The sequence below is a fragment of the Halobacterium jilantaiense genome (assembly GCF_900110535.1).
Classification (GTDB): Archaea; Halobacteriota; Halobacteria; order Halobacteriales; family Halobacteriaceae; genus Halobacterium; species Halobacterium jilantaiense.
Genome location: NZ_FOJA01000001.1, coordinates 51457 through 77699, shown reverse-complemented (window position 1 = coordinate 77699; position 26243 = coordinate 51457). Strand labels below are relative to the sequence as shown.

The following is a 26243-nucleotide window of genomic DNA, read 5'->3' as shown; positions in this document are numbered from 1 at the left end:
TTTCTGGCCGGCTGGCGTCGCCCCGAAATCGCTGCGAGCAACGTTCTTATTCGCGTCCCCGCCCTACCCAGAGCCCAGAATGTCGGAGTCCGAGGGGATGGACGCGTTCGCCCACCTGGGCGACGAACTCAGGCGCGCGCTCTCGGAGCGCGGGTTCACGACGCCGACGGAGCCACAGCGCCGCGCCATCCCGGCGCTCGCCGACGGCCGGAACGGGCTGGTGGTCGCGCCCACCGGCACCGGGAAGACGGAGACGGCGATGCTGCCGGTGCTGAACAGCCTCGTGTCCGGCGACGGGCCGCCCGAGGGGTTCGGCGCACTCTACGTGACGCCGCTGCGCGCGCTCAACCGGGACATGCGCGAGCGCCTGGACTGGTGGGGGGAGACGCTCGGGCTGGACGTGGACGTGCGGCACGGCGACACGACGGACTACCAGCGGAAGAAACAGGCCGACGACCCACCAGACGTGCTGGTGACGACGCCGGAGACGCTGCAGGCGATGCTGACAGGGGAGAAACTCCGGGACGGGCTGGCGGACGTCGAGCACGTCGTCGTCGACGAGGTCCACGAGCTCGCGGGCGCGAAACGCGGCGCACAGCTCTCCATCGGCATGGAGCGCCTCGTCGAGCTGGCGGGGGACTTCCAGCGCGTCGGGCTGTCGGCGACGGTCGGCGACCCCCACGAGGTCGGCGCGTTCCTCACGGGCGGCCGGGGCTGCGAGATCATCGAGGTCGACGTGGCGTCGAAGGTCGACTTCGAGGTCCGGGAGCCGGAGGTGACGGACGCGGACGAGCGGATGGCGAACGAACTGATGACGAGTCCCGAGATGGCGAGCCACGTCCGCGCTATCCGCGAACTCGTGGAGCGCCACGACTCCGTCCTGATTTTCGTGAACACGCGCCAGACGGCGGAGGCGCTGGGCTCGCGGTTCAAGGAACTCGGTGCGAACATCGGCGTCCACCACGGGTCGCTGTCGAAGGAGGCCCGCATCGACGTCGAGGACCGCTTCAAGGCAGGGGAGCTGGACGGCCTGCTCTGCACGTCGTCGATGGAGCTCGGCATCGACGTGGGCCGCATCGACCACGTCGTCCAGTACGCCTCCCCGCGTGAGGTCAAGCGGCTGCTGCAGCGGGTCGGGCGCGCGGGCCACCGACGCGACGAGGTCAGCGAAGGCACGGTGATTACCGGGAATCCCGACGACGCGCTGGAAGCGCTCGCAATCGCGCGACGGGCGAGCCACGGCGACGTGGAAGAGACTCAGATTCACCACGGCAGTCTGGACACCGTCGCGAATCAGATCGTCGGCGTCGCGATGGACTTCGGGGAGACCGAGGCGTGGCACGCGTACAAGATCATCACGCGAGCGTACCCGTTCAAGCAACTGCCCGAGGAGACGTTCCGGGAGGTGGCGATGGAACTCCACCGGAACCGTGTCGTGTACGTCGACGAGGACGAGGACACCATCTCGAAGTCCGGGGGGACGTGGCAGTACTACTACGCGAACCTCTCGATGATTCCGGACGAGGAGACCTACGACGTCTACGACATGGCGGCCGGTCGGCAGGTCGGTACGCTCGACGAGCGCTTCGTCGTGAACTTCGCCGAGCCGGGGGCGACGTTCGTGCAGCGCGGCGAGATGTGGCGCATCACCAACATCGACGAGGACGACCAGCAGGTCGAGGTCTCGCCCATCGAGGACCCGACGGGCGAAGTCCCCTCGTGGACGGGCCAAGAGATTCCGGTGCCCTACGAGGTCGCCAAGGAGGTCGGCGAGATGCGGGCGTCGGCCGGCGACCAGTTCGCCGCGGGCGGCACCGAGAACGCGGTCGCCCGGGAGTTCACCACCCGGTACCCGACCGACGACTACACCGCACGCGGCGCGCTCGGCCAGGTCTCCCGGCAGGTCGAGCAGGGGGTGCCGATTCCGAGCGACGACCGCCTCGTCGTCGAGCAGGCCGGGAAGACCATCGTCCTGAACGCCTGCCTCGGCCACGAGGCCAACGAAACGCTGGGGCGGCTGCTGTCGGCGCTGCTCGGCCAGCGAACCGGGTCCTCTGTCGGTATCGATGTCGGCCCGTACCGGGTCGAGCTTGAAGTTCCGGCGGGCGTCAGCGCCGACGACGTGGTCGACCTCCTGCACGAGACCGACCCCGGGCACGTCGAGGCCATTCTCGAACTGAGCCTGAAGCAGTCCGAGACGCTGAAGTTCACGCTCGCGCAGGTCGCCGCGAAGTTCGGCGCGCTCAAACGCTGGAAGGGCCGGGACGGCGTCGGGCTATCCCGGCTCCTGGGTGCGCTGGAGGACACACCCGTCTACGACGAGGCCGTCCGGGAGGTGTTCCACACGGACCTCGACGTGGAGCGCGCGAGCGAGGTGCTCGACGCCGTGCAGGCCGGCGACCTCGACGTCGAAGTCGTCGGGGAGCGTACGGCAATCGGGTCGGGCGGCCGGTCCTCGGGGACCGAACTGCTCACGCCCGAGAACGCGGACGCGAGCGTCGTCCAGACGGTCAAAGAACGCATCCAGGACGACCGCGTGAAGCTGTTCTGCGTCCACTGCACGGACTGGGAGCAGGAGACGAAGGTCCGCCGGGTCGCCGACCAGCCGGAGTGCCCGCGCTGTGGCTCCACTCGTATCGCCGCGCTCTCGCCGTGGGCCGACGAGGTCGTCACGGCCGTCCGCGCGACGGACAAAGACGACGAGCAGGACGAGCAGACCCAGCGCGCGTTCCGGAACGCGAGCATCGTCCAGAGCCACGGGAAGCCCGCGGTCGTCGCGCTGTCCGCGCGGGGTGTCGGCCCGCGGAACGCCGCGCGCGTCATCAACCGCCACCGGGAGGACGAGGCGGACTTCTACCGGGACATCCTCGAACGCGAGCGCGAGTACGCCCGCACGAAGGCGTTCTGGTAGCCGGGACCCCGCGGGACCCCAGTCCCGGTCCGAGTATTCAAGTACGGAGACGGGACCACTGCGGCCCGTGTTCGACAACGCGTACTCGAAGCGAGGCACCGCACTCGGTGCGCTCGCCGCGCTGCTCGGTTACGCCGCCACCTATCTGCTTCGCGTGGACGCTCTGGCGGCTGCTGTGGCGGCCCCCGCGGGCCGGTTCACCGCTCGCGAGGCCGGGCCCGCCGCCTGGCAGGTCGCCGGCTGGCTGTGGGTGGGCGCGCACCACGTCGCGCTCCGCGCGTCCAAGGGCACGATGGTCGACGGCTACGACCTCCCCGTCGCGCCGACGGCGACCGATCCCTGGGCGTGGTTCCTGTTCGCGGTGCCGCCGGTCCTGCTGGTCGCGGTGGGCGCGCTCGCCGCAGGAGACGCGGCCACCCCACGGCGCGCCGTCCGGCGCGGGGCCGGAATCGCGGCGGGCTACCTGCTCGCGGCGGCCTGCTCGCTGTACGCCTTCCGCTGGACCGGCGTCTTCCAGTACGACGGCATGCACCGGGTCGTCGCTCCGGAGCCGTTACCGACGCTGCTCGTCCTCGGCGTCGCGTTCCCCGCCGCGTTCGGCGCGCTCGGCGGTCGGCTGCGACACCTACTCGGCGAGTGATACAGCGCCGGATTCACAACGCGTGCGGGCTGTCACAAGCTATTCAAACGCTTCGTCCCTAGCTTGCAGTATGACAGGCAGACCCCGTTCGACGCGACGACTCGCGCTGCTGGCAGTCGCGCTCTCCGCGCTGCTCGTGACCGCCGGCTGCTTGGGCTCCGTCGGGAACCTCGGCGCGAACGACACCAGTGCCGAACCGCAACTGGATAGCATCCCGGCGTCCGCCGAGTACGTCTCGTACGTCGACGCGGCGGGGATGGCCGACGACGAGTCCCTGCGCTCCATCGCGAACACGGCGATGGAGGCCAGCGGTGAGTACGACGACGGCCCCACGGACGTCGACGGGGTGTTCGATCAGGCGGAGAACGACAGCGACCTCGACCCGTCGAAGTTCGACACGATGACCGCATTCGGCACCGCGCCCGAGAACCCGATGGAGGGCGAGGGTTCGGCCGCGGCGGTGCTGGCTACGTCGTACACCGAGGACGAAGTCGTCGCTGCGATCGAGAAGCAGGACGGCGAACTCACCGAGGAGACGTACGGCGACACGACGCTGTACGCCTACGAGAGCGACGAGGACGACGTCAGCGTGCTCGCCGTGCTCGGCGACGGCACGTTCGCCGCCGGCGACCGGAGCGCCGTCGAGAGTGTGATTGACGTGCGCAACGGCGACGCAGACGCCCTCAACGGCGACCTGAAAGCGACGTTCGAGGACACCGAGGACGGCTACGTCCGGTTCGCGATGGCGATGCCGAGCGAGGCGGACGTGCCGTCCGGCGAGCAGTCCGTGGTCGGCAACCAGATGGACGTCTCCGCGCTGGGGAACGTGACGCACGTCTCCGGATCGTTCGCGACGAGTGACGGGAACGTGACGACCACGATGAGTCTCGTCGCCGCGTCGGAGGGCGACGCCACGGAGGTCTACAACGCCTTCGACGGCGTGCTCTCGCTGTACGCGAGCATGGGTGAGGAAGACAGCGCGACCCAGTCTGTCCTCGACGCCGTCTCCGTCTCGCAGGACGGCGAGACGGTGACCGTCACGCACACGGACACCGTCGAGAACGTCGAGTCGCAGGTCGAGGCGTTCTACGACACGGAGCAGACCGGATACGGGTCCGGTTCGAACAGCACGAGCGCGTCCGTCGCGACGATTCCAGCCGGGGAATAGCAGAGTCGACCCGCCCGCGCTCGTGTGCCGCCGGGGCAACGGTTTTTAGCTCAGGTGCCGAGTCGTCCAGTATGGTCGAGGAGACAGAACGCGACGACATGACCTGGTACCGCTGCGAGGAGTGTGGCCTGATGTTCGACGACGCCGGCGACGCCGGCCAGCACGAGCAGAACTGCGACGCCGAGGAGCCGTCGTACCTCCAGTAGCTACTCGTCGAACAGCTCGTAGGCGTACTCGCCGAGTTCGTCTTCCTCGAAGACGAACACGCGGCCCCGGGCCGCCTCGGGGTCGGCCTCGACCTCCACCGCGTAGCCGTCCGCTCGCACTGTCACGCCCGGGAACAGCTCTTCTTCCTCGCCGGGGTCTAACATCACGCGTCCGACGCCCGTGGACTCCAGAATCTCGTCGTCGGTCTTGAGGTCGTTCACGTAGACGAGGACGCCCTCCGTCTCCGTCGGGTCAGTCACGAGCACGTGGACGTCCTTGCCGGGGTTCGTCCGCAGGGTGCCCTCGATTCGCTCGGGGACGCCGTTGTAGAACACGCGTCGACCGTCCGTGTACTCGACGTAGACGCCCTCTTCTGCCAGTTCGACGCCGAGGGTGCTCGGCGCGACGTCGTTACGGGCGCTCATCTCTTGGGCGTTGGTTGACGGCGAGCCGGTGAAAACCCCGCGGTTTGCCGGCGGTTCGCCGCGGCCGTTCGCCGGGGTTGCCCGGAGCGCCAGTCACAAGTACGGCCCTCGCCAGGACACCCCATGGACGGGCGTGCAGTCGCGCCGGCCGCCGGAACGGTGTTGAACGCGCTGGCGACCGGCGTCGGCTCGGCGTTCGCGCTGGACTTCGACGTCGAGGCGACCGTGTCCCTCGAACCGGAGCGCGAGAGCGTGTCCGGCGACATCGCCGACCACGCCGACGCCGACACCGGCCTCGTGGAGCGCTGCGTGGCGCTCGCGACCGAACGCTACGGCGACGGCGAGGGCGGCCACGTCCGCACCGACGGAGAGATTCCGCTCGCCGCGGGGCTGAAGAGTTCGAGTGCCGCGGCGAACGCGACGGTGCTCGCGACGCTGGACGCGCTCGGGGTCGCCGAGGACGTAGAGCGAATCGAAGCGGCTCGGCTGGGCGTGCAGGCCGCGCGAGACGCCGGCGTCACCGTGACGGGCGCGTTCGACGACGCGACCGCGAGCATGCTCGGTGGGCTAACGCTGACGGACAACCGCGAGGACGACCTCGTCGTCCGCGACGAGGTGGACTGGCACGCTGCGGTCTGGACGCCGCCGGAGCGCGCGTACTCCGCAGACGCCGACGTGTCGCGCTGCGAGCGCGTCGCGGGGCTCGCCGACCACGTCGCGGACCTCGCCGCGGCCGGCGACTACGGCACCGCGATGACGGTCAACGGGCTGGCGTTCTGTGCGGCACTCGACTTCCCGACCGACCCCGCGGTGGCGGCGCTCCCGCACGCGACCGGCGTGTCGCTGTCCGGGACGGGGCCGAGCTACGTGGCGGTCGGGGACGCCGACGGCATCCAGGAGGTGGCTACGCTATGGAACGAGAACCCGGGGACGGTCAGGGAGACGACGACGCAACTGACCGGGGCCCGAACGACATGACACTGGACGAACTCCGAGAGGAGATCGAGAGCATCGACCGCGAAATCGTCGACCTCATCGCGCGACGCACCTACGTCGCCGAGACCATCGCCGACGTGAAAGACGAACAGGGGCTGGCGACGACCGACGAGTCCCAGGAGCAGGCGGTGATGGAGCGCGCCGGGAAAAACGCCGCGGCGTTCGACGTCGACGACAACCTCGTGAAGGCCATCTTCCGGCTGCTCATCGAACTGAACAAGGTCGAGCAGCGGGAGAACCGGTAGCGACCGCGGACCGGCCACTATCGACTCACTCCGGCGGTCGCTTGGCGAGTCGCCGTCCCCACGTCCATACGGTAGCGCGGACTCGCTCACCGAGCGCCGTGAACGCGAGTGCGGCCAGAATCGCTATCGAGACGCATTGGAGCGCGACGACCTGCCACGGGGAGAGCCCCGAGTCGGGCGAGGTGAAAAACACCGAGCCGACGACGAGCAGGAACTGCAGGGTGTGCGTGGCGACGAAGTAGCCGGCGCTCGCGCGGAGCGACGGCCGGAAGCCACCAGTCCAGAGCGCGGCGACGAGGGCAGTCCCGAACAGCAAGCCGACGTTCACGGGAGCTACGGGAGTCGTGACGGGGAGAGCCTCGACGAGCGCGACGCCGAGGCCCGCGAGCGAGGACCCGACGAGGACCCAGACGAGCAGGAGGTGGCTGAGCGATGACCGGCGCTCGATGGAGGGCTGGGGCATCACGTCGTTGTTCTGTTTCCCTCGGCAAGAAATTTCGGTGGGTCGCGGTCCGCGTGCGCGCCGCGCTCCGGGTGCCGGGCGGGCTACCCGAGGCGCTGGCCGAGGTAGACGCCCGCCGCGGCGGTGCCGCCGAGGGCGGCCGCACCACCGCCGACGACGACCGGGTCGACGCCGCCGAGCGGGCCGCCACCCCCGCCGCCGTCACTGGCGTCGGATTTCTGCTTGTCGACGTCGTTCTGGCTGTCCTCGTTACTGCTGTCGCTACCGCTGGCGTCGCTGGACACGTCGCCGGCGGCGACCGTCACCTCGCCGGGCGACAGCGAGACCTCGACGGTCGTGGAGTCGGCGTCGTTGAGGACGGTCTCCTCGTCGACGAATCCGAGCGAGGAACGCGCGCCGTCGTCGCCGACGGCCGCGAACGTGATGGTGGCGAGGACGGGCTCGTCCGTGCCGTCGACCTGCGACTGCGTGACGAACACCCAGCCCTCGTCGTTGTTCACGTTCACGACCGGGTCGCCGAAGCTGTCGGAGCCGGCGACCGACTCGACGGAGACGACGGCCGGGTCGAACGTGACGTTCGCCTGGTAGCCGGCGACGCCGGTGGCGTCCGTGGCGAGTTCGACTGTCGTCGTCTCGCCGGGGTCGACGGTGGCGGACCCCAACTGCATCCGGGGCTGGTCCTGGCTGTCGAGCGTGCGTCCGTCAGTTCCGGCGGTCGCCGCGACGACTGGGGCGGCCGCCGTGGTGACGGCGACGGCCACGACGAGCGCCGCGACGGCGATCGAACGGTGTGTGGTGTCAATCATCGTATCGAAATGTCGCGTGGTGGGTATCAGTTTTTTGCAGACTCGGACCGCGGACGTACTGAAATATGGACCGGGTAGGGGTGTCGGCGGGTGGTTCGACCGGCTAGAGCGCGACTGCGCTCGGACCGGCGGTCGCTTCGAAGACCGAAGTGGCGACGGGCGACTGACTGCCGACCGCGTTCATCTCCGGCGGCTCCTCGATGCCGGCGACGATCTGCAGGATGTAGGTCACGTCGGCGGACGTGATCTGGCCGTCTTGGTTGACGTCGCCGAGCACTTCGATCTGTTCGTCCGGCACGTCGGTCGGCAGACCGGCGATGTACCGCTGGACGATGACCGCGTCACCAGCAGTGATCTCGCCGTCCGCGTTCACGTCACCGAGGTCGCCCTCGAGCACCATGACGTGGCCGTTGTCCCAGTTGGTGGTGTAGGCCTCACCGCTCGGGTCGTAGACCGCGGACTCGGAGCCGACGAGGCTGACGTCGGCCTCCTCGCCGTTCTGCATATCGATGACCTCGAACTCGATCTCGGCCATCTCGGGCGCGTCGGCACCCGACGCCTGCGCTTGCGTCAGGAATATCTCGCCGTCCTCGTTGTCGACCTCCATCACGGGGTCGGCCATGTTCTCACCGGACACGTCCTCGACCTGGAGCTTCTCCGGGTCGAATTCGATGGTGGCCTCGTAGCCCGTGGCGTTCGACACGTCGGTCTCGAGGGTCACGGTCGCCGAGCTGTCCGGCGTGACCATCGTGTCGGTGACGCTCACCGTGCCTGCCGGATCCGGCGTGTCCACGGCGAGGGTGACCATGTTGCCGAGGATGGTGTCCGCGTCCTCGGTGAAGTCGTCGTCGCCGACGAACGAGCTGTAGCCGAGAGACGCGCCGAGGATGTCCCAGCGCGCCTCGCTGACTGCGACGCCAGCGCCCTGGACCTCGCCGTTGGAGACGTCGGCCAGGACCTCGGCGTCGGTGCCGCTGAACCACGTCTTGTCCGAGAACGTGGCTTCGTGGAGGAGAATCGGCTCGTCACCGGTTCCCTCGAAGATGGGGTGGTCGGCGACGTTCACGTACTGCGGCTGCTCGCCGCTGAAGCCGTCGTCGGTCTCCGCCGGGTCGCCGAGCGCGGACGACCGCGCTTCGATGCCGTTGGAGTCCGACGCCCACTGGTCGAGGTAGACGGTCCCGACGCTGTAGCCCGCCGTTGCGGACGTGAACGCGTCGGCGTTGTCCTCGTCGATCTGCTGGACGACGTACGCGTCGTACTCGTCGACGGAGTCGATGGCGGTGTCGGAGCCGATGACGGACACCGAGTAGTTCCCGGGCGTCTCCGCCTCGATGGTGGAGGCGACCGCGCCGCCGTAGCCGCCGTCGTCGTCGACGACGCCGACCTGAACGAAGTTCTCGTAGACCTCGGTCGGGCCGGTGGTGACGTTGACGCTGTCACCGAGGCCCGCGAAGCTGTGTTCGATGGAGAGGCTCCCCGTCGTGTTCGCGGCCGTCTCGACAGTCACGGTCGCCGTGCCGCTGTAACCGCCGAGTTCGACCGTCTCGCCGAACTGAATCTCGTCGCCGTTGAGGTACAGCGTGGCGTCGGCCTCGCTGTAGCCGTCGGCGAGTTCGGCGGTGTACGAGTCGAGGTTCGCGACGTTGACAGTCGCGGAGGCGTTCTCACCGCCCTCGATGGCGCTGGCCTGTCCGGACTCCAGAGTGACACCGAGCGCGGGTTCGAGGCTGAAGTTCTGGACGGCGGTCTCGTTGTCGCCGACTTCGACGGTCTCGGTCGCGCTCTCCGCTCCGAAGGCGTCGGCGGTCACCGAGACGTTCCCGGTCTCCGCGAGCACCGTGTACTCGCCCTCGGCGTTCGTCGTCGCTTCGAAGCCCTGGTCGGTGGAGACGGTCGCGCCCGCGATGGGGCTGCCGTCGGTGTCAGTCACCGTGCCAGTGATCTCCTGTTCGAGTGCGACCTGGTCGGTCGCGTTGTAGATGTCGATGATGCCGTCACCGTACCGGGTCGGGTCGGGGTCCTCGGTGGGCGTCCACGCCGACTCGGTCAGCGCGTCCTCGACGGTCGCCTGGTCGATATCGCCCGCCGCGGACAGCATCAGCGCGACTGCGCCGCTCATGTGCGGCGCGGCCATCGACGTTCCGGACAGCTCCTGGTAGCCGCCGCCGGGCGCGGCGCTCTTCACGGCCACACCGGGCGCGGCGTAGTCGGGAACGGTGTAGGAGTCCGGCCAGTCGCTGGGCGCGGCGTCGCCCCACGCGGACTCGGTGTCGATCTCCTCGCCGCTGGAGAAGTCGGCGATGCCGCCGGCTTCGTTGCTCGCGCCGGCTGCGACTGCCTCGTAGACGTTCCCGGGGCTGCCGGAAGTCCCTGCGCCGCTGTTACCCGCCGAGGCAACGAGAATCTTGCCGGCGGCCTCGATGTTCTGCGTGGGCTCGATCATCTGCTCGGAGTACCCCTCTCCGCCGAGGCTCATCGACACGACGTCGACACCGGACTCGTTGGCGGCCCACTGCATCCCGTTGGCGACCTGCACGAACGAGCCGCTACCGCCCGAAATAACGAGGCCGTGATAGAGCGTCGCGTCGGGCGCGACGCCGATGTACTCGCCGCTGGCGTTCCCACCGGTGACGGTACCCGAAGTGTGGGTGCCGTGTTCAGCACTATCGTAGGGGTCGACGTTCTCCACGCCGTCCTCGGTGGCTTCGACGAAGTTGTCCGGGTCGATGTCGATGTCCGGGTGGTCCGGGTCGACACCGGTGTCGAGGACGGCGACGCCGACGCCGTCACCCATCGTGTTGTACTCGTCCCAGACCTCGGTAGCGTTGATCTGCGAGAGGCCGTAGGTGGTGTTGTAGGAGTCCACCTGCACGCCGTCCGCGCTGGCGGCGCGCTGCTGGGCGGGCTCGGGCACCGTGAGCTCGAAGTTCGCGTGCGCTCGCTCGACACCTTTGATCCGGGTCAGCTCTTCGATGCTGACCTCGTCGGTGTCGACTTCCGCGAGCACCGCGTTCGCGATCCAGAGCTGCTCGACGACCTCGACGCCGTCGGTCTGCCCGGCGAACCGAAGGAGGTTCTGCTGGGTCGCGGCGGCGTGGGTCTTCAGTGACTGAATCGCTGCCTGCCCGGTGACGTCCTGGATGCTGGCGCGGTCGATCGCTTCCAGCCGCAGGACGACTTCGACCGTGCCCTCGGCGTCCTGGAGGGCCGCGTCGACGTCACCTGGTGCGCCGAACTCGACGGCCGCGTTCGGGTTCTCTACGTCGCCGTCGAGTGCATTAGCTACTGCGTCTGTTCCCCCTGCTGGTGCCGCCGTAGCGCCCGCCATCCCCGCTGCGGGGGCGAGCGCGAGCAGCACCGCGAATATCGTGGCGAAGACTGCCTTCCGATTCATTGTACTGTGCGCGGCGGTACCACGCATCTCGACCAACTGCGGGAGGGTGAATCAGTAGTCGGCGGAATATGGAGACGCTACCACCCGATTATGCCGTTATTTCTCACTGGCGTCGGACGAAACGAGGTCGTTGGGTTGCACAGCGACCCGTATTCGGTTCGGGAGTGGCAGGGTTAGGAACTGGTTACAGTGGGCGACGGCCCCCTTCCCGCCGTCCGTATTCGGGTCACTGGGTGATTTCGTCGGAGTGATGAATCGGTTAAGCTGCGGTTAGCCCGACTTTTCGTGTTAACAACCACCATAACTAGCCGCTCCACCATTTTGCATAAAAAGATGTTTCAGCCCCCCAGTGTCGAAATTTCGACCCCGAATCGTCAGTTCATAAAGATTTAATGCGGCAGGGTGAGAGGATGCTACCGGGGAGAATCGTGTGAGTGTTTCACAAACTAAGCCCGACGAATCGGGGAGAGAACCGGACAATCAGGACGAGAGTGGTGTCGGCACACTCCAGCACCGGTCAGCCACGACCGACGACAACGCCGACGACGTAGACAGAGTGTTCGACGTCCTCGCGAACCGCCGCCGCCGTCAGATACTCTACCTGCTCGACGACGCCGAGAACAACGCAGCCGAGGTCCCGGAGCTCGCGTCCACCATCGCTGCCTGGGAGGAGGGAATCGCGGACCCGGTCTCCGTCACGTACGACGACCGCAAGTCCGTCCAGGCAGCCGTCTACCAGCATCACGCGCCGAAGATGGCGGCCGCAGACCTCGTGGAGTTCGACAAACGCGCCTGCCGCCTGGAACTGGACCCAGACGTCGACGTCGACGCCCTCCTCGACAGGACGCCCGAACCGGCCGACGACGGGGACAACCGAGCGCTGTCGGCCGTCTCCGTGTCCGCAGTCGCGCTCGCCACGACCGTGAGCCACCTCGCCTCGCCAGCCGTGGTCAGCGGACCGGTCGCGGTCGTCGTGCTCGTCGTCTGCGCCTGCGCGCTCGCCGGGCTCGCCCACGACGCCTACACGAACGACGACTGACGCCGCGAGGAGTACCGGTAGCAGCCACCGACCGTCCACTCGCAGAGACGAGCGTCGCCGACCCGCAGCCCGGCGGCCAGATTCGGCGTGCCGGTCGGGTCAGCTTTTTATCGGCCGGCAATCGAGGGTCGCGCATGAACGACGCGCTCGCCGGCCTCGTCGCGCGCTCTGACGCGACCCACGTGGTGCGCGAGTTCGAGGTGCCACCGGAAGACCTGTCGCCGGACGCGGACGGCTGGACGGCGGCCGGCGCGGTCGTCTGGAACCCCGACGGCGAGGTGGCGTTCGTCGAGACGCACTGGAGCGACGGCTGGGTGCTGCCGGGCGGCGGCGTCGAGGACGGCGAGACGTTCGCGGCCGCGGCGCGCCGCGAGGTCCGCGAGGAGACCGGGCTGGACTGTACCGTACTCGGCCCGCGGCGCGTCGAAGAACAGGTGTTCCGGTCGGGCGACGAGTCGATCCGGGGGTGGTTCGTGGCGTTCGCGGCGCGCACCGACGCCACCGAGTTCGGGGACGATCTCGGGGAGCGCGCGGACGAAATCGAGCGCGTGGGCTGGTTCGACGGCTCGCCCCCGAGCGTCGCTGGAGTGCTAGACGCCGAGGCGATGCTGCGGGACTGCCGGGTGGAGTAGTCGCGTCAGAACCGGTCGGCGAGGTCGTCGAGCGCGTCGTGGCGTTCGGTCGTGTGCGGTGCCGTCAGCGGCGACACAGAGACGTGGCCGTCGAGGACGGCCCGCCGGTCGGTCCCTTCCGGGTCGGGGATGTCGCCGGACGCCATCGCGTCCCAGAGCCGGTCCCGGAGCGCCACGGTGTCGCCGTGCTGGTCGGCGGTCATGTCGTACGCGTGGGAGGGGCGCGTGACGACCATCTCGCCGGTCGCGTCGGCCTCCGGGTGGGGCGCGTTCACGTTCAGGTAGTCCGCCGCCTCGAAGACGTCAGTCTCGACGGCGGCGTCGGCGAGGTGCGTGGTGGCGTCGACGGCGTGTTCGTAGTCTTCGACGGCCGTCGGCTCGCCGAACTGGTCTTCGCGCATGTACATCGAGACGGCGATGGCGGGCACGCCGAAGAACGCCGACTCGACGGCGGCGCTGACGGTGCCGGACCGGCCGAGGACGTACATCCCGAGGTTCCCGCCCTCGTTCACACCGGCGACCACGAGGTCGGGGTACGGCCCGAGCGCCTCCAGCCCGGCGACGACGCAGTCGGAAGGTGTCCCCTCGACGGCGTACCCGAGGTCGTGGTCGTGGACGCGGACCTCACTGGACATCGCGCGGCCGGTCGCGCTCTTGTCGTCGGCGGGCGCGACGACAGTGACGTTCCCGACGGCGTCGAGGCCCTCGGCGAGCGCGCGGATGCCGGGGGCGTCGATTCCATCGTCGTTCGTCACGAGAATCTCGGGCTCTGAGTCCATCGTGTGGTCGTCGGTCGGACGGCGAAAGAGCGTTTCGGGAGTGCGCGGTCGGCGGAAGCTACTTGCACGGACGCCAACACGGTGTGTCCAGCCGTGTCCAGCGAACACCTCAACCGCGGGTTCGTCGACGAACAGGTCGAACGGCTGCGGGCCGAGTACGGGCCGGTCCCCGTCAGCGAGGAGACAGTCGAGGTGGAGGCCGGCGCGTTCCCCGAGTACGTCGAGAACGCACGCGACGGCTACGTCGGGAGCGCGTACACGTGGACCGTGCGCGCCCCGGAGCAGGCCGCCGAGCGCAGCGAGTCGTACAGCGGCGGCGTCGAGGACCGTGAGCGCGCGCTGCTCGTTCTGCCGCGGGGAGAGTCAGCGTGGGGCGTCCCGGGCGGCGGCCTAGAGGGCGAGGAGTCCGTCGAGGACGCGGCCGTCCGAGAGACCCGAGAGGAGGCGGGCGTCGACTGCGAGATTGCCGGCCTCTGGCACCTCAACCGCTGCCGGTGGCGCAGCGAGGACGACGCCGACGGCCGGGTGAGTCACACACTGCACGTCTACTTCGACGCGGAGTACACCGGCGGCAGCGTCGCCGTGCAGGCCAGCGAAGTGAACGGTGCCGCGTGGTTCGCGGAGCGGCCCGCTCGACTGGGGGAGCCCAGCGGCGAGCGCGCCGACGCGTTCTTCTGAGCGACTGGACCCGCGACCGGCTGCCGGCTCAGAACACGAGCCGCTCGGCGAGCCGGCGGAGCAGTCCGGGCTGCCGGGACTCGTGCGGGTAGACTGTGACCTCCGTGCAGTCGACGGCCGTGGGCGTGTGGTCGCCGCGGCCGCCGCCGACGCGCTGCCGGAAGCCGGTGCGGACGACCACGTCCGGGTCGGGGGTCTGTCCGCCGTCCGGCCGCAGGTCGGCGGTCCGGACCGGTGCCGACAGCAGGCCCGCGAGTTCGTCCTGATAGGCGTGGATGGTCGCCTGGCGCGTGTCCGGGTGGGTCTCGGACAGCGGGAACCGGAGCGTGACGTGGCCGGCCGCCGCGCCGGCGAGCGTGTCCGCGACGGCGACCGTCGCGGGGTCGTAGGGACCGCCGTCGCCCTCCAGAACGACGTTCTGCGGGCTGTCGTAGCCGCGGTTCTCCACGAGCAACACGTCACACGGGGCGTGCCTGACGACCCAGTCGATGGGGTCGCCGAGCAGCCGCGAGCGGAGGCGCAGGCGCTCGTGTTCGGCGACGACGGTCTCGACGCCGCGGTGGTCGGCGAAGTTCACGATGGCGCGCTTGGTGTCGTGGCTGACGATTTCGCCGTACTCCACGTCGACATCGAACTCCGCGCTGAGGCCCTCGGTCTGCGCCTCGAAGCGCACGTCGGCCGGGGACTGGACCTCCGCGGCGTGGTCGAGGGGCGTCTGGTCGGGCACCTCGTCGAACCGCACGACGACGACCCTGCCGTCGGTCGGTCGCACGAGGTCGGCGGCCAGCGAGAGCAGCGAGCGTTCGCGCTCCTCGGTCGCGTCCCGGGTGAGCGCCACCAGCACCTCGGGCGTGTCGCCGGGCGCGTCGAGTGCTCCGACGGCGTCCGCGGTCTCCGTGAGCACGTCGCGGCCGAGGCGTCGCCGGATGACGTCGGTCGCGGCTCCCTCCCGGCGGATGCGCGGCCGGGCGTAGACGACGTACCAGACCACGCTCCCGGCGGTGATGACGACGGCACCGCCGAGCGCGACGAGCCCCATCTGGGTGAGCAGAGCGAGGCCGCTGAGGACCCCGAACACCTGCATCCAGGGGTACAGCGGTGCCGTGAACTCGGGGTCGTAGTCCTCGGTCGACCCCTCGCGGAACGCGACGAGCGCGACGTTCACCAGCACGAAGACGAGAATCTGGAACGCGCTGGCGAGCTTCGCGATTTCGAGGATGGGGACGAACGCGATGAGCACGAGCACGACCGCGCCCGTGAGCGTGATGGCGGTCGTCGGCGTGCCGAAACGCTCGTGAATCTCGGCGAACGTCGGCGGCGCGAGCTTGTCGCGGCTCATCGCGAACGGGTACCGCGAGGACGACAGGATGCCGGCGTTCGCCGTCGAGACCAGCGCGAGCAGGGCGGCCCCGATGACGGCGTAGACGCCCCACTCGCCGAGCGTGGCCTCGGCGGCGACTGCGACCGGCGTGGCGGAGCCCGCGACCGTGCCGGCGTCGGTGACGCCGACCATCACGGCGACGATGCCGACGTACAGCAGCGTGGTGAACACCAGCGACCCGAGGATGCCAAGCGGGATGTTCCGGCCGGGGTTCTCGACCTCCTCGGCGACGCTGGCGACCTTCGTGACGCCCGCGTAGGAGACGAACACGAGGCCGGTCGCGGCGAGCAGGCCCTCCCAGCCGCCGGCGAAGAAGTTCTGGTAGTTCGCCTGCTGGACCTTGCCGGCGCTACCGGCGACGAACCAGCCGAGCGCGACGAGCATGACGGAGACGATAATCGTCTGGAGGCGGCCGGTCTGTTTCGCGCCGACGAGGTTCACGACGACGAGGAACGCCGCCAGCCCGATCGCGACGGGCTTCACGGGGAGGTCGAACAACAGCACGAGGTAGGGGACGCCGCCGACGAGCGCGAGCGCGCTCTTGAACGACAGCGAGAACCAGGTGCCGACACCGGCGACGGTGCCGAGCAGGGGCCCCATGCCGCGCTCGATGTAGAGGTAGGTGCCGCCGGCCTCCGGCATCGCGGTCGCCATCTCGGACTTCGAGAGGGCGGCCGGGACGACCAGCAGGCCCGCGAGCAGGTAGGCGACGACGACGGCCGGGCCGGCAATCTTCAGCGCGAGCGCCGGCAGGATGAAGATGCCGCTGCCGATCATCGCGCCGACGCTGATGGCGAATACTGCTCCGATTCCGAGGTCGCGTTCGAGTGTCTTCATTGGGAGAGAGTGGGTCGCTTCGGGGTGGATAGTCGTGCTGTCGGTGCTGTCCGGTCGGCCACTGGAGCGTCGGTCACCACAGTTCGACGGCCGTGTGTGCGATGGCCTGGGTCGCGCAGACGACGTCGACGCCCTGGCGCTCGAACAGCGGTTTGCGGTCCGGGTCGTCGACGCGGGCAACCACCCGGTCGACGCCGAAGCGCGCATGAGCGAGCTGGGCGACGAGGAAGTTCCGGGCGTCGTCGGAGCCGAGGATGACAACCGCGCTAGCGTCGCGGAGGCCGGCTGCGTCGAGTGAGTCCGCCGCCAGCGTCTCGGTGACGTGGACGTCGAAACTCGGTGCCGCGTCGGTCTGTGGGGTGGTTGTGACGTGGGTCACCGACTTGCCCGACGCCGACAGCCGGGTCGCCACCTCGTGGCCGACGGCCCCGCCCTCGACGACGAAGATGGTCCCGTCGGTCGGCAGTCGGGGCGCGTCGGTGGTGTCTCGTGGTCTGGTCATGGTGTGTGGCGGCCGCCGGTTCGGCTGGCCGCGTCTCACCCCCTGCTTGTAGACGAAACCGCATAAAGTAACCGTATTTTCTGCTCGCCCGTGGAAATATAAGGAATATTATTACGATTCGTTTTTGGTGTCGAACCCCTCGAACGGGCCGGAGTGGACGCTCCGGAGGATGTCCTCGTCGGCGACCTCCAGCCCGAGGTCGTCGAGGTCCCGGCCGATACGGCTGAGGTCGTCGCTGTCCCGGCCGACCGCGAACACGTGGACGTTCTCGGCCCCCGTCATCACCTCCTCGACGCGCACCACGCCGGGGACGTCGACCGCCTCGGCCGCCAGCTCCTCGCGTCGCGGCACCGGGGCCGTACAGACGATGAGCGTGTACAGCTGGTAGCCCGCCTGCTCGTAGTCCACGTCCGCGTGGTAGCCCGTGATGATGCCGCGCTCCTCGAGGCGGCTGATGCGGTTCCGGACCGTGCTCGCCGAGACCCCCGCCTCGTCGGCGATGTCCTGCGAGGAGGTGCCGCGCGCGTCGGCCTGGAGTGAGTGCAGAATCGTCCGGTCGAGGTCGTCGAGGCCTTCCAGAGTCATGGCTCGTAGTCGCCGGCCGACCGCAAAAACACTATCCCCCTCGGCCGACCGTCACCGGGTCAGTCGCGGCCTCAGGCCCGGTCGACGACGGTCTCCTCGTCGAACACGAAGTTGTACGCCTCCTCGTCGTCGTTCCACAGCACGAGGGCGTCCTCGACGGAGAGCAGGTCGCCATACTCGGCGGCCGCCACGTCCCGGTTCAGCGACGTGGGGCGCACGAGGACAGCGTAACAGTCCGTGTCCTCGCTGCCGTCGCTCAGCTTGAACACGGGGTTGGCGTCCTCGCCCTCGGAGAGGTTCCGGGAGACCTTCGCGGCGACGACGTCGGCCCGGTCGGTCACGCGGTCGTCGACGTCCCCGAGCGCCAGCAGGCGGTCACCCGAGAGTTCGACCTCGTGCTGGCGGCGGCCGTCCAGCCGCAGCAGCGAGTACGAGTACCGGACGTCGGTGTGCCGGAACTCGCCCGGGTCCTGGCTGGCGTCGGCCAGCCGCGCCTGCACCGTCGGCGTCTCGACCGCGGGCTGCTCGTCGAACGTCCAGCCGCGGTCGCTCGGACGGCGGCCCGGCCACAGGCGCGGCGTCGGCCCGTACACCGTCGCGGGGTCGTCCTCGACGGCGCGTTCGACCCCGCGGAGGTGCGTGCTCGTGTGCTTGTCCGCGGGCGCGAGCCCCAGGAACGTCCCGTCGTCCGCGAGGTGGTCGAGATACTTGCGCACGACCGACTCGGCGTCGTCCAGCTCCGAGAGCACCGAGCACGCGAACACGAGGTCGTACTCGCCCTCGGGCTCGAAGGCCTCCGCCGTCTCCCGGTGAATCGTCGCGTGGACGTTCCGCGGCGTCTCCGCCAGCAGTTCGTCGAGGACGTCCGCGGCGGCGCTCGGCTCCACGGCGTGGTACTCCACGAGCGCGTCCTCGGGCAGGAAGTCGAAGAGCCCGAGCGCGGGCCCACCGACGCCCGCGCCGAGGTCCAGCACGCGCAGCGTCCCAGACAGCAGGCCGTCTCTCGCGAGTTCAGCGAGCACGTACTGGGCGGCCGCGTAGTAGCCAGCGAGGTGGTAGACCGCGTACCCGAGCGCGACCTCGCGGTCGTACTCGACGGGGTTCCGGCGGTAGTAGTCGTCCTTGAACCGCCGGATGGTCTCCCGCAAGCGGTCGCCGCTCTCCGCCCGGTACCACTCAGCGCCGTACTCGGCGACGAGCAGGTCCTCGACCGCGCGGTCGTAGCGCTCCGGGAGCGCGTTCACGCCGTGGAACGACGGCCGCACCGGCTCCTCGGGCGCAGGCACGAACGTGCCGTCGCTGCGCTCCACGAGTGCCAGTTCCGTCGCGTGCTCGCGGAGCACCTGCCGGACGACGGCGTCCCGGGGCTGCCCCTCGACGTACTCCCGGAGTTCGGCCGGGTCCAGCGGCCGCACGCCCCGCAGGTACTTCGCGGCGTCGAGGACGGCGTCCCTATCGACCGGCATCGTCGTACACCTCCGCGAACTCGCCGGCGTCGACCGCGTCCGCGACTCGCTCGGCGGCCGCAGCGACTTCGTCCGCGCCGCCGAACGCAGCCTGGATGTCGCCGTACACTCTGTCGTTGCCGCTCGTGACGCGTTCCGCGAGCGCGTCCAAATCCTCGTAAACCGGCGTGGCGAGTTCGTCGGGCACGTCGTCGGCGGCGAGCGCGAACGCCAGCACCGCGGCGTGCGCGCGCCCCTGAATCGTCGCCATCGCGTCGTCGTGCGTGTCCGGGTCGACTTCGACCAGTTCGTTGCCGGCGTCGGTCAGCCACGTCCGGACCCGCTCGGTGGCGGGCCCGGCGGCGGCCTCGCTGACGGCCACCCGACCCGGCGCGTGCTCGGGCGCGAACAGCGGGTGGAAGCTCGCTCGCTCGACGGTCGGAGCCGCCGCCGCCATCGCGGCCAGCGGCCCAGTCATCTCGCCCGTGAAGTCCACGACCGCGCGCTCGGCCCGCGGTGCGTGGCGCTCGACGGCCGCCGACGCCGCCCCGAGTGGGACGGCCACGGCGACCACGTCGGCGGTCGCCGAGCCGTCCAGCGGGACAGCGCGAGCGCGACTCCCCAGCGCCTCGGCGGCCGCTTCGGCGCGGTCATGGTCGACGTCGGCGAACGCGACCGGCGCGTCGGACGCGGCCGCGACCCACCGACCGACCGCCCCAGCGCCGACTACGAGTACGTCCATCGGCGGAGCGTAACGTCCCTGCCGGCAAAAGGAGTTCGCACCCCGCGTCCCACGGTCAGGTGGACGACAGCGTGATCGCGCGGCGAGCGGGAAAGAACTAAACCACCGCCACGTTTGGGTCACGGATATGACAGGGACGGCGACGGTTCTCGTGGTCGAAGACGAACGGGAGCTCGCGGACCTGTTCGCTGACTGGCTGGCCACGACGTACGACGTCCGGACGGCGTACACCGCTGCCGAGGCGCTTGACGAGTTCGACGAGGCCGTCGACGTCGTGTTGCTGGACCGCCGGCTGCCCGAGCGGTCCGGTGACGACGTTCTGGAGGAGATTCACGCCAGCGGCCACGACTGCCAGGTGGCCATGGTGACCGCCGTCGACCCAGACTTCGACATGCTCGAACTGGGCATCGACGCGTACGTCGTCAAGCCCGTCGACCGAGACGACCTGGAGGGGCTCGTGAGCCGGCTGCTGGCGCGGTCGCTGTACAGCGAGGAGGTCCAGGAGTACTTCGCGCTGGCGTCGAAGCGCGCGACCCTGGAGACGACGAAACAGCCCAAAGAGCTGGCGGCCAACGAGCGCTACCAGGAACTTCAGGACGCCATCGAGGAGAAACGCGAGGACCTGGACTCCCTGATGAGCGAACTCGACGACGAGGACTTCCTGGCGGTCATCCGCGGCCTCGACGACCGCGAGTCGGCCACAACTTCTTAGCGGCTGAAGCGCGCTGTCAGAGGCGTGTCGACGCTGACCAGCGAGCAGCCGGCCGTCGCGTACGTCGCAAGCACGGCCCGGAGCCGCGCCGCCGGCGAGCGCGCGCTCGCCCGCCACGGGACCGAGCCGGTCGCGGCCGCGGCCGACGCGGACGCGGCAGTCGAGGCCGTCGCCGCGGGCGCGGACTGCGTCGTCGTCGAACAGACCGACGACCCGCCCGGGACGGACGCGCTGGGGGCGCTCGCTGCCGTTCGCCGCGCCGACCCCGCCGTCCCCGTGGTGGTGTTCGAGCGCGAGCGCGCCGCGTCCATCGCCGCCGACGCCATCGACTTCGACGTCACCGAGTACGTCCGCGAGAGCGACGCAGCCGACGAGAGCGCGCTCGCAGCGGTGGCAGAAGCCGCCGAGCGCGCGGCCGACTCGTACCGCGCGGAGCAGGAGGTGGCGATGGTGAACGACCTCGCGCGCACCGTCTACGAGCGCGTCACGGACGGCTTCCTGGCGCTCGACGACGACTGGACGGTCACGTACCTCAACGCCGCCGCCGAGGACATCCTGGGGGTCGACCGCGAGGACGTGCTCGGAGAACGCCTCTGGGCGGCGTTCCCGGAGGCGACCGACTACGCGTTCCACCGGGAGTACCACCGCGCGATGACGACGCAGGAGCCGGTGGCGTTCCGCGAGCGCTTCCCGCCACTGGACGAGACCTTCGAGGTGCGGGTGTTCCCGGCCGACGACGGTCTCTCCGTCCACTTCCGGACCATCACCGAGGGCGAGTCGCCGGCTCGCGGCGACGACCCGTTGCTCGAACTGGCGAACGTCGTGTCCGCCGACCTCTCGGCGTCGCTGGACAGGGTCCGGTCGGACCTGGTCGCCGTCGAGGAGCACTGTGGCTGCGAGAGCGACGCGCTCGCGGACGCGCTGGCGTCCGTCGACCGGATGACCGACCTCGTTGCGCGCGCGGAGGCGCTGGCGGCCGGGCGGCCGGCCGACTGGACGAACGAGTAGCGGGCCGGGCCGCTCAGGTCAGCGAAATCTCGTAGTCCGTGAGGTTCTCGTAGCCGTCCTCGGTGACGACGACGATGTCCTCGATGCGGACGCCACCCTCACCGGGCTCGTAGAGACCGGGCTCGATGGTGATGACGTGGCCGGGCTGGAGTTCCTCGCCGCCGTGGGAGACGGAGGGCATCTCGTGGACGTCGAGGCCGACGCCGTGGCCCGTCGAGTGGATGAACCCGGACTCGGCGCTCGGGTCAGTGAAGATGGTCGGGTAGCCGTGGGCCTCGAAGACGTCGACGACCGCCTGATTGACTTCCTCGCCGGTGGTACCGGGTTCGACGGCGTCCAGCGCGGCCTCGAAGGCCTCCCGTGTGACCTCGTAGCGCTCCCGGTGGGCGTCGCTCGGGTCGCCGTTGACGAACGTCCGCGTCATGTCGCTGTGGTACTTCGAGTCCTTGTTCCGGGGGAAGATGTCGACGATGACGGGGTCGTCGGCCGGCAGCGGGCCGCTGCCGCGCTCGTGGGCGTCGGCGGCCTGCGGGCCGCCCGCGACGATGGTGTCGTCGAGCGCGCAGCCGTGGCGCAGCAACTCGATTTCGATCTCCTGCTGGACGTACTCACTGGTGAGTGGCTCGCCGTCCTCGCGGACGAGGACGCCGTCCTCGCGGTCGGCACCCCGGATGAGTTCCTCGGCGCGCGCCATCGCCGCTTCGTTCGCGCGCTGTGCCTCGCGGACGTGCTCGATTTCCGCCTCGGTCTTCGTCGCGCGGATGTCCTGAACGACGTTGTCCGGGTCCGGGTCCACAGTGATACCCTGCTCGCGGAGGCCGTCTGCGGTGCCGACCGGGAACTCGTCGCCGACGGCGACCGACTCGCAGCCGAGGTCGTCGAGGAATTCGGCGACCATCCGGTACTTCGCCGCCTGCGGGCCGTACTCCTCCCGCTTCGCCTGGAAGTCGTAGTCGGAGTGGCGGGCGACCACGTCAGCGCGGGCCTCCTTGCTCGCGCGACCGTACTCCAGCGAGGAGACGAGGACGCCGGTCTGCTCGGGCGTGTAGACGGCGAAGAACGGGTCGGGCGCGCCGAAGCCCGCGACGTAGTAGAGGTTGGAGTTCGAGTCGTCGTCGTGGAACGCGTACCCGTCGAGGCCGTTCTCGTCGAGGTACTCGTCGAGCCGCGAGAAGTCGGGGTCCATGCCTCGCAGTCCTCGGGGCGACGCCTAAACGCTACCGCCTCCGGAACCGGGTTGCTGTCGTACCCCCGGAACTCGGAGCGTCGACCCCCGAAACGGATTTGTCAGACAGCTGTATAGTGAGTCGTATGCGAAGCGTCCCCGCACTCGCAATGGCGACCCTCCTCCTCACCGCCGGCTGCGCGGAGTTCGTCGGGCCGGAGACAGAGCGAACTGACCAGTTCGACGGCGTCGACCTCTCGAACACATCTCAGGTGGACGGCCTCTTCGACCAGCACCGCGAGGCGCTGGCAGTCGCGTCGTCCTACACGGCCAACGCCACGTACTACCGCAACGGTTCGATACATCGGTACGAGCGCGTCGCCGTCGTTCGCTCGGACCGGACGGCCGAAATCGTCGACCGGTACTTCGAGTCCGGAGACAGGCAGGAACGGGTCGTCTCCGGCGAGGAGTTTCGCGAGGACGGCCCGTGGAGCGAAGCCGTACAGCTCCCGATACCGCAGTTCGTCGCCGGATTCCAGTTCGAGCAAGTGGAGACGGCGGACGACGCGGTACGCTACGAAGCAGACAGCCTGTACCCAGACGCACCCATCGAAGCGGCTGAGTCGGTCTCCGGGACGCTCGCTCTGAACAACGACGGCGTCGTCACTCGCCTCTCGGTGACGATTGACTACGAACCGGGGCACGAACTGGACCGTCAGCGGTACGTCTACGAGGTCGACGAGCTAGGTAGTACAGAGATAGACGAATCCGACTGAGGGCTTCGCGAAGCGCCCCGCAATCGCGTTTCGAGAGTGGCCGGTGGGGCACTCGCGGTGAGCGGTCCGAGACACCCGAGCCGCCGGGTGCGGTGTCGCCTCCGGAATCCTCATGCCGGGGGCCGCCCTCCCCGCGGGTATGCAGGCGACTATCACGGCGTCCCGGGTGAGCGGCCGGGCGCGCGCGCCGCCGTCGAAGAGCTACACGCATCGCGCGCTGCTGGCCGCCGGGTACGCCGACGGCGCGGTCGTCCGACACCCGCTCGTGAGCGCGGACACGCGCGCCACCGCCCGTGCCGTCGACCTGTTCGGCGGCGAGACGGAGCGACGGGACGGCGACTGGGACGTGTCCGGGTTCGGCGGCCGGCCCGGGGTTCCCGACGACGTCATCGACTGCGCGAACTCGGGGACGACGATGCGACTGGTGACCGCCTCGGCCGCGCTCGCCGACGGCACGACGGTCCTGACCGGGGATTCCTCACTGCGCTCGCGGCCCCACGGCCCGCTGCTCGACGCGCTCTCGGGACTCGGCGGGACGGCGCGCTCGACGCGCGAGAACGGTCAGGCACCGCTCGTCGTCGACGGCCCCATCGACGGCGGGACGGTATCGATGCCGGGCGACGTGTCCTCGCAGTTCGTCACCGCCCTGCTGCTGGCGGGTGCCGTGACCGAGGATGGAATCGAAATCGACCTGACGACCGAACTGAAGTCCGCGCCGTACGTCGACATCACGCTGGACGTACTGGACGCGTTCGGCGTCGACGCGAGCGAGACGACCGCCGGCTACCGGGTTCCGGGCGGGCAGACCTACGACCCCGAAGGCGGCGAGTACGCCGTCCCCGGTGACTTCTCGTCGGCATCGTACCTCCTGTCTGCGGGCGCGCTCGCCGCCGAGGACGGCGAGGCAGTCGTGGTCGAGGGGATGCACCCGAGCGCGCAGGGCGACGCCGCCATCGTCGACGTACTCGAACGTATGGGTGCCGACATCGACTGGGACACCGAGTCGGGCGTGATTACGGTGCGGCAGTCCGAGCTGTCCGGCGTCGAAGTCGGCGTCGCGGACACCCCGGACCTCCTGCCGACAATTGCGGTCCTCGGTGCTGCCGCGGACGGCACGACACACATCACGGACGCCGAGCACGTCCGGTACAAGGAGACAGACCGCGTGGCAGCGATGGCCGAGTCCCTGTCGAAGCTGGGCGCGAGCGTCGAGGAGGAACGCGACGAGCTGGTCGTCCACGGCGGCGACAGCGAACTCTCGGGCGCGAGCGTCGACGGCCGCGGCGACCACCGGCTCGTGATGGCGCTGTCGGTCGCCGGGCTCGTCGCCGACGGCGAGACCACCATCGCGGGCAGCGAGCACGTCGACGTCTCCTTCCCCGACTTCTTCGAGGTGTTGTCGGGGCTCGGCGCGAGCGCGGACGGCTGACACACCGCCCCACCGTTTTTGCCTCGGGTCCCCGTCAGTCGGGACGTGTTCGAAGACGACCGCGCGACCGCACTGGCCGCCGACGAGTTCGCCGACGGGATGGTGCGGCCCGACTACGGCGGTTACTGCTTCAGCGGCGTCCCCGCCGCCGCAGCCGACCGGCTCGGCGTCGATTTGGGGGACGGGCTCCCCGAGGACGCGTTCGCTGCGAGCCACACCGACCCCGCCCACGTCGTCGTGCTGTTCGTCGACGCGCTCGGCTACCGCCAGTTCGAGCGCGTCGCCGGCGACGTGCCGTTCCTGCGGGCGTTCCAGGAGTCCGGCCGCGTGACGCCGCTGACCTCGACGTACCCCTCGGAGACAGCTGCCTGCGTGACGACGATGGCGACCGCCACCGACCCCGTCGAGCACGGACTCCTCGGCTGGCACGGCTACGACCCCGAATCCGACGCCGTCTACGAGACGCTGCCGTACGCCGCGAGCGACGGCGGCGAGATTTCGGTCTCGCCCGAGGACCTGTTCGACGCGGAGCCCGTCTACGGACGGCTGGCCGACGCGGGCGTCAACCCGCACGTCGTCGGCCCCGACTACGGGTCGGGGTACGACGACGCCGGACAGTCCGTGGCGTCGGCCCACCACTACGAGCGGACGACCGAGTTCGCGCTCGCGCTCCGTGACACCCTCCGGGCGGCCGACGCGCCGTCGTACACGTACGCCTACTACCCGCTCGTGGACTCGGCCGCCCACGAGTACGGCCCGGGCAGCGACCACGCCGACGCGCAAGCAGCCGCCGTCGGAGACGCGCTGGAACGCGCGCTCGGGAGTCTGGACGACGCGGTCGCAGCGGAGACGCTGGTGTGTCTCGTCGCCGACCACGGACAGGTCGACGTGCGCGACTCGACAGCCAGTTTGGCCGAGACCGGCGTCTCAGAGCACGTCGAGACCGACCGGTCGGGGACGCCGCTGGCGCTCGGCGGCCCCCGGAACCTCCACCTCCGCGTCACCGACGAAGCCGCCGCCCGCGAGTCGCTGACCGACCTCGACGCGGTCGTCCTCGGTCGCGACGAGGCGCTGGACGCGGGGCTGTGGGGCAGGGGCGAACCGGGAGCCGCGTTCGAGCGCAACGCCGGTGACCTGCTGGTGATTCCGCGAGACGGGATGCTGCTGCCGTCGAGCGACGACGCGGACTGGGGGCTCGCCGGGATGCACGGCGGCCTCGACCCGCGGGAGGCCGTCGTGCCGTTCGGGGTCGCGTGGGCGTCTGCGCTCGCGTGA

The 26243-nt window shown here is 69.8% G+C and carries 25 protein-coding genes; 14 read left to right on the top strand and 11 right to left on the bottom strand.

Going from position 1 to position 26243, the window contains the following annotated elements:
* Positions 1–79: 79 nt before the first annotated feature.
* From BMW35_RS00410 to BMW35_RS15965, 4 genes are all read left to right on the top strand, one after another.
* Positions 80–2911: a DEAD/DEAH box helicase gene (locus BMW35_RS00410; RefSeq protein ID WP_089667179.1), complete on the top strand. Its 2832-nt coding sequence runs from the start codon at positions 80–82 to the stop codon at positions 2909–2911.
* Between the two features lie 67 nt (positions 2912–2978).
* Positions 2979–3551 carry a DUF7978 family protein gene (locus tag BMW35_RS00405; RefSeq protein WP_089667178.1) on the top strand — a complete coding sequence of 191 codons (573 nt, stop codon included), beginning with the start codon at positions 2979–2981 and terminating at the stop codon, positions 3549–3551.
* A gap of 70 nt (positions 3552–3621) precedes the next feature.
* Positions 3622–4719 carry a hypothetical protein gene (locus tag BMW35_RS00400; protein ID WP_089667177.1) on the top strand — a complete coding sequence of 366 codons (1098 nt, stop codon included), beginning with the start codon at positions 3622–3624 and terminating at the stop codon, positions 4717–4719.
* A gap of 71 nt (positions 4720–4790) precedes the next feature.
* Entirely contained in the window at positions 4791–4925 is a 135-nt protein-coding gene (locus tag BMW35_RS15965) for a DUF7128 family protein (RefSeq protein WP_281242458.1), read from the top strand.
* On the opposite strand, the gene BMW35_RS00395 is transcribed toward BMW35_RS15965, so the two are convergent.
* On the bottom strand, positions 4926–5351 hold the full coding sequence (locus BMW35_RS00395) for a DUF5796 family protein (protein WP_089667176.1): 426 nt from the start codon (positions 5349–5351) through the stop codon (positions 4926–4928).
* A 123-nt stretch (positions 5352–5474) separates the two neighbouring features.
* Between BMW35_RS00395 and BMW35_RS00390 the strand changes: the two genes are divergently transcribed.
* Both BMW35_RS00390 and BMW35_RS00385 read left to right on the top strand, forming a co-directional pair.
* A complete protein-coding gene (locus tag BMW35_RS00390; RefSeq protein ID WP_089667175.1) occupies positions 5475–6329 on the top strand; it encodes a shikimate kinase in 855 nt (284 codons plus the stop codon).
* A complete protein-coding gene (locus BMW35_RS00385) occupies positions 6263–6592 on the top strand; it encodes a chorismate mutase (RefSeq protein ID WP_089667174.1) in 330 nt (109 codons plus the stop codon). The genes BMW35_RS00390 and BMW35_RS00385 overlap by 67 nt, the downstream gene beginning before the upstream one ends.
* A gap of 25 nt (positions 6593–6617) precedes the next feature.
* Here the strand turns inward: BMW35_RS00385 and BMW35_RS00380 are convergent, their stop codons facing one another.
* The 3 genes from BMW35_RS00380 to BMW35_RS00370 all read right to left on the bottom strand — a co-directional run bounded on the left by BMW35_RS00380 (position 6618) and on the right by BMW35_RS00370 (position 11258).
* Positions 6618–7055, bottom strand: coding sequence for a hypothetical protein (locus tag BMW35_RS00380; RefSeq protein ID WP_089667173.1), 438 nt, complete (start codon positions 7053–7055; stop codon positions 6618–6620).
* An 83-nt stretch (positions 7056–7138) separates the two neighbouring features.
* Positions 7139–7861: a cohesin domain-containing protein gene (locus BMW35_RS00375; RefSeq protein ID WP_089667172.1), complete on the bottom strand. Its 723-nt coding sequence runs from the start codon at positions 7859–7861 to the stop codon at positions 7139–7141.
* 103 nt (positions 7862–7964) lie between these two features.
* The gene (locus tag BMW35_RS00370) at positions 7965–11258 is read right to left on the bottom strand and encodes a S8 family serine peptidase (protein WP_218138576.1); all 3294 of its coding nucleotides are present in this window, start codon (positions 11256–11258) and stop codon (positions 7965–7967) included.
* A gap of 430 nt (positions 11259–11688) precedes the next feature.
* Here BMW35_RS00370 and BMW35_RS00365 point away from each other — a divergent pair, with 430 nt between their 5' ends.
* Positions 11689–12297, top strand: a complete 609-nt coding sequence (locus BMW35_RS00365) for a DUF7344 domain-containing protein (RefSeq protein WP_143052111.1) — start codon at positions 11689–11691, stop codon at positions 12295–12297.
* Positions 12298–12431: 134 nt separating this feature from the next.
* A complete protein-coding gene (locus tag BMW35_RS00360) occupies positions 12432–12929 on the top strand; it encodes an NUDIX hydrolase (protein ID WP_089667170.1) in 498 nt (165 codons plus the stop codon).
* A gap of 5 nt (positions 12930–12934) precedes the next feature.
* On the opposite strand, the gene surE is transcribed toward BMW35_RS00360, so the two are convergent.
* A complete protein-coding gene (surE, locus tag BMW35_RS00355; protein WP_089667169.1) occupies positions 12935–13708 on the bottom strand; it encodes a 5'/3'-nucleotidase SurE in 774 nt (257 codons plus the stop codon).
* Between the two features lie 93 nt (positions 13709–13801).
* Here surE and BMW35_RS00350 point away from each other — a divergent pair, with 93 nt between their 5' ends.
* Positions 13802–14386 carry an NUDIX hydrolase gene (locus BMW35_RS00350; RefSeq protein ID WP_143052110.1) on the top strand — a complete coding sequence of 195 codons (585 nt, stop codon included), beginning with the start codon at positions 13802–13804 and terminating at the stop codon, positions 14384–14386.
* A 28-nt stretch (positions 14387–14414) separates the two neighbouring features.
* On the opposite strand, the gene BMW35_RS00345 is transcribed toward BMW35_RS00350, so the two are convergent.
* From BMW35_RS00345 to BMW35_RS00325, 5 genes are all read right to left on the bottom strand, one after another.
* Positions 14415–16604, bottom strand: a complete 2190-nt coding sequence (locus tag BMW35_RS00345; RefSeq protein ID WP_089667167.1) for an amino acid permease — start codon at positions 16602–16604, stop codon at positions 14415–14417.
* A gap of 73 nt (positions 16605–16677) precedes the next feature.
* Entirely contained in the window at positions 16678–17106 is a 429-nt protein-coding gene (locus tag BMW35_RS00340; RefSeq protein WP_143052109.1) for an NAD-binding protein, read from the bottom strand.
* Between the two features lie 111 nt (positions 17107–17217).
* Positions 17218–17691, bottom strand: a complete 474-nt coding sequence (locus BMW35_RS00335) for an Lrp/AsnC family transcriptional regulator (protein ID WP_089667165.1) — start codon at positions 17689–17691, stop codon at positions 17218–17220.
* Between the two features lie 71 nt (positions 17692–17762).
* Entirely contained in the window at positions 17763–19157 is a 1395-nt protein-coding gene (locus BMW35_RS00330; protein ID WP_089667164.1) for a small ribosomal subunit Rsm22 family protein, read from the bottom strand.
* Complete coding sequence (locus BMW35_RS00325) at positions 19144–19878, bottom strand: NAD(P)-binding domain-containing protein (RefSeq protein ID WP_089667163.1); 735 nt, start codon at positions 19876–19878, stop codon at positions 19144–19146. The genes BMW35_RS00330 and BMW35_RS00325 overlap by 14 nt, the downstream gene beginning before the upstream one ends.
* A gap of 127 nt (positions 19879–20005) precedes the next feature.
* Between BMW35_RS00325 and BMW35_RS00320 the strand changes: the two genes are divergently transcribed.
* The gene (locus BMW35_RS00320; protein ID WP_089667162.1) at positions 20006–20590 is read left to right on the top strand and encodes a response regulator transcription factor; all 585 of its coding nucleotides are present in this window, start codon (positions 20006–20008) and stop codon (positions 20588–20590) included.
* Positions 20591–20614: 24 nt separating this feature from the next.
* Complete coding sequence (locus BMW35_RS00315; RefSeq protein WP_089667161.1) at positions 20615–21598, top strand: PAS domain-containing protein; 984 nt, start codon at positions 20615–20617, stop codon at positions 21596–21598.
* A 13-nt stretch (positions 21599–21611) separates the two neighbouring features.
* Here BMW35_RS00315 and BMW35_RS00310 read toward each other — a convergent pair whose 3' ends face one another.
* Positions 21612–22784 carry a M24 family metallopeptidase gene (locus tag BMW35_RS00310; protein WP_089667160.1) on the bottom strand — a complete coding sequence of 391 codons (1173 nt, stop codon included), beginning with the start codon at positions 22782–22784 and terminating at the stop codon, positions 21612–21614.
* A gap of 125 nt (positions 22785–22909) precedes the next feature.
* Here BMW35_RS00310 and BMW35_RS00305 point away from each other — a divergent pair, with 125 nt between their 5' ends.
* The 3 genes from BMW35_RS00305 to BMW35_RS00295 all read left to right on the top strand — a co-directional run bounded on the left by BMW35_RS00305 (position 22910) and on the right by BMW35_RS00295 (position 26243).
* A complete protein-coding gene (locus BMW35_RS00305; protein WP_089667159.1) occupies positions 22910–23539 on the top strand; it encodes a hypothetical protein in 630 nt (209 codons plus the stop codon).
* A 139-nt stretch (positions 23540–23678) separates the two neighbouring features.
* A complete protein-coding gene (aroA, locus tag BMW35_RS00300) occupies positions 23679–24968 on the top strand; it encodes a 3-phosphoshikimate 1-carboxyvinyltransferase (RefSeq protein WP_089667158.1) in 1290 nt (429 codons plus the stop codon).
* Between the two features lie 45 nt (positions 24969–25013).
* Positions 25014–26243 (top strand): alkaline phosphatase family protein, encoded by a 1230-nt coding sequence (locus BMW35_RS00295; protein ID WP_089667157.1) that lies wholly within the window; start codon positions 25014–25016, stop codon positions 26241–26243.

What these genes read in the sequence shown, in the direction of transcription:
- BMW35_RS00380 (WP_089667173.1), bottom strand. Translation starts at nt 7,055, where the DNA reads ATGCCCCAGCCCTCCATCGAGCGCCGGTCATCGCTCAGCCACCTCCTG.
- BMW35_RS00320 (WP_089667162.1), top strand. Translation starts at nt 20,006, where the DNA reads ATGACAGGGACGGCGACGGTTCTCGTGGTCGAAGACGAACGGGAGCTC.
- BMW35_RS00400 (WP_089667177.1), top strand. Translation starts at nt 3,622, where the DNA reads ATGACAGGCAGACCCCGTTCGACGCGACGACTCGCGCTGCTGGCAGTC.
- BMW35_RS00310 (WP_089667160.1), bottom strand. Translation starts at nt 22,784, where the DNA reads ATGGACCCCGACTTCTCGCGGCTCGACGAGTACCTCGACGAGAACGGC.
- BMW35_RS00395 (WP_089667176.1), bottom strand. Translation starts at nt 5,351, where the DNA reads ATGAGCGCCCGTAACGACGTCGCGCCGAGCACCCTCGGCGTCGAACTG.
- BMW35_RS00360 (WP_089667170.1), top strand. Translation starts at nt 12,432, where the DNA reads ATGAACGACGCGCTCGCCGGCCTCGTCGCGCGCTCTGACGCGACCCAC.
- BMW35_RS00410 (WP_089667179.1), top strand. Translation starts at nt 80, where the DNA reads ATGTCGGAGTCCGAGGGGATGGACGCGTTCGCCCACCTGGGCGACGAA.
- BMW35_RS00385 (WP_089667174.1), top strand. Translation starts at nt 6,263, where the DNA reads ATGGAACGAGAACCCGGGGACGGTCAGGGAGACGACGACGCAACTGAC.
- BMW35_RS00370 (WP_218138576.1), bottom strand. Translation starts at nt 11,258, where the DNA reads ATGAATCGGAAGGCAGTCTTCGCCACGATATTCGCGGTGCTGCTCGCG.
- BMW35_RS00330 (WP_089667164.1), bottom strand. Translation starts at nt 19,157, where the DNA reads ATGCCGGTCGATAGGGACGCCGTCCTCGACGCCGCGAAGTACCTGCGG.
- aroA (WP_089667158.1), top strand. Translation starts at nt 23,679, where the DNA reads ATGCAGGCGACTATCACGGCGTCCCGGGTGAGCGGCCGGGCGCGCGCG.
- BMW35_RS00345 (WP_089667167.1), bottom strand. Translation starts at nt 16,604, where the DNA reads ATGAAGACACTCGAACGCGACCTCGGAATCGGAGCAGTATTCGCCATC.
- BMW35_RS00390 (WP_089667175.1), top strand. Translation starts at nt 5,475, where the DNA reads ATGGACGGGCGTGCAGTCGCGCCGGCCGCCGGAACGGTGTTGAACGCG.
- BMW35_RS00340 (WP_143052109.1), bottom strand. Translation starts at nt 17,106, where the DNA reads ATGACCAGACCACGAGACACCACCGACGCGCCCCGACTGCCGACCGAC.
- surE (WP_089667169.1), bottom strand. Translation starts at nt 13,708, where the DNA reads ATGGACTCAGAGCCCGAGATTCTCGTGACGAACGACGATGGAATCGAC.
- BMW35_RS15965 (WP_281242458.1), top strand. Translation starts at nt 4,791, where the DNA reads ATGGTCGAGGAGACAGAACGCGACGACATGACCTGGTACCGCTGCGAG.
- BMW35_RS00325 (WP_089667163.1), bottom strand. Translation starts at nt 19,878, where the DNA reads ATGGACGTACTCGTAGTCGGCGCTGGGGCGGTCGGTCGGTGGGTCGCG.
- BMW35_RS00335 (WP_089667165.1), bottom strand. Translation starts at nt 17,691, where the DNA reads ATGACTCTGGAAGGCCTCGACGACCTCGACCGGACGATTCTGCACTCA.
- BMW35_RS00375 (WP_089667172.1), bottom strand. Translation starts at nt 7,861, where the DNA reads ATGATTGACACCACACACCGTTCGATCGCCGTCGCGGCGCTCGTCGTG.
- BMW35_RS00305 (WP_089667159.1), top strand. Translation starts at nt 22,910, where the DNA reads ATGCGAAGCGTCCCCGCACTCGCAATGGCGACCCTCCTCCTCACCGCC.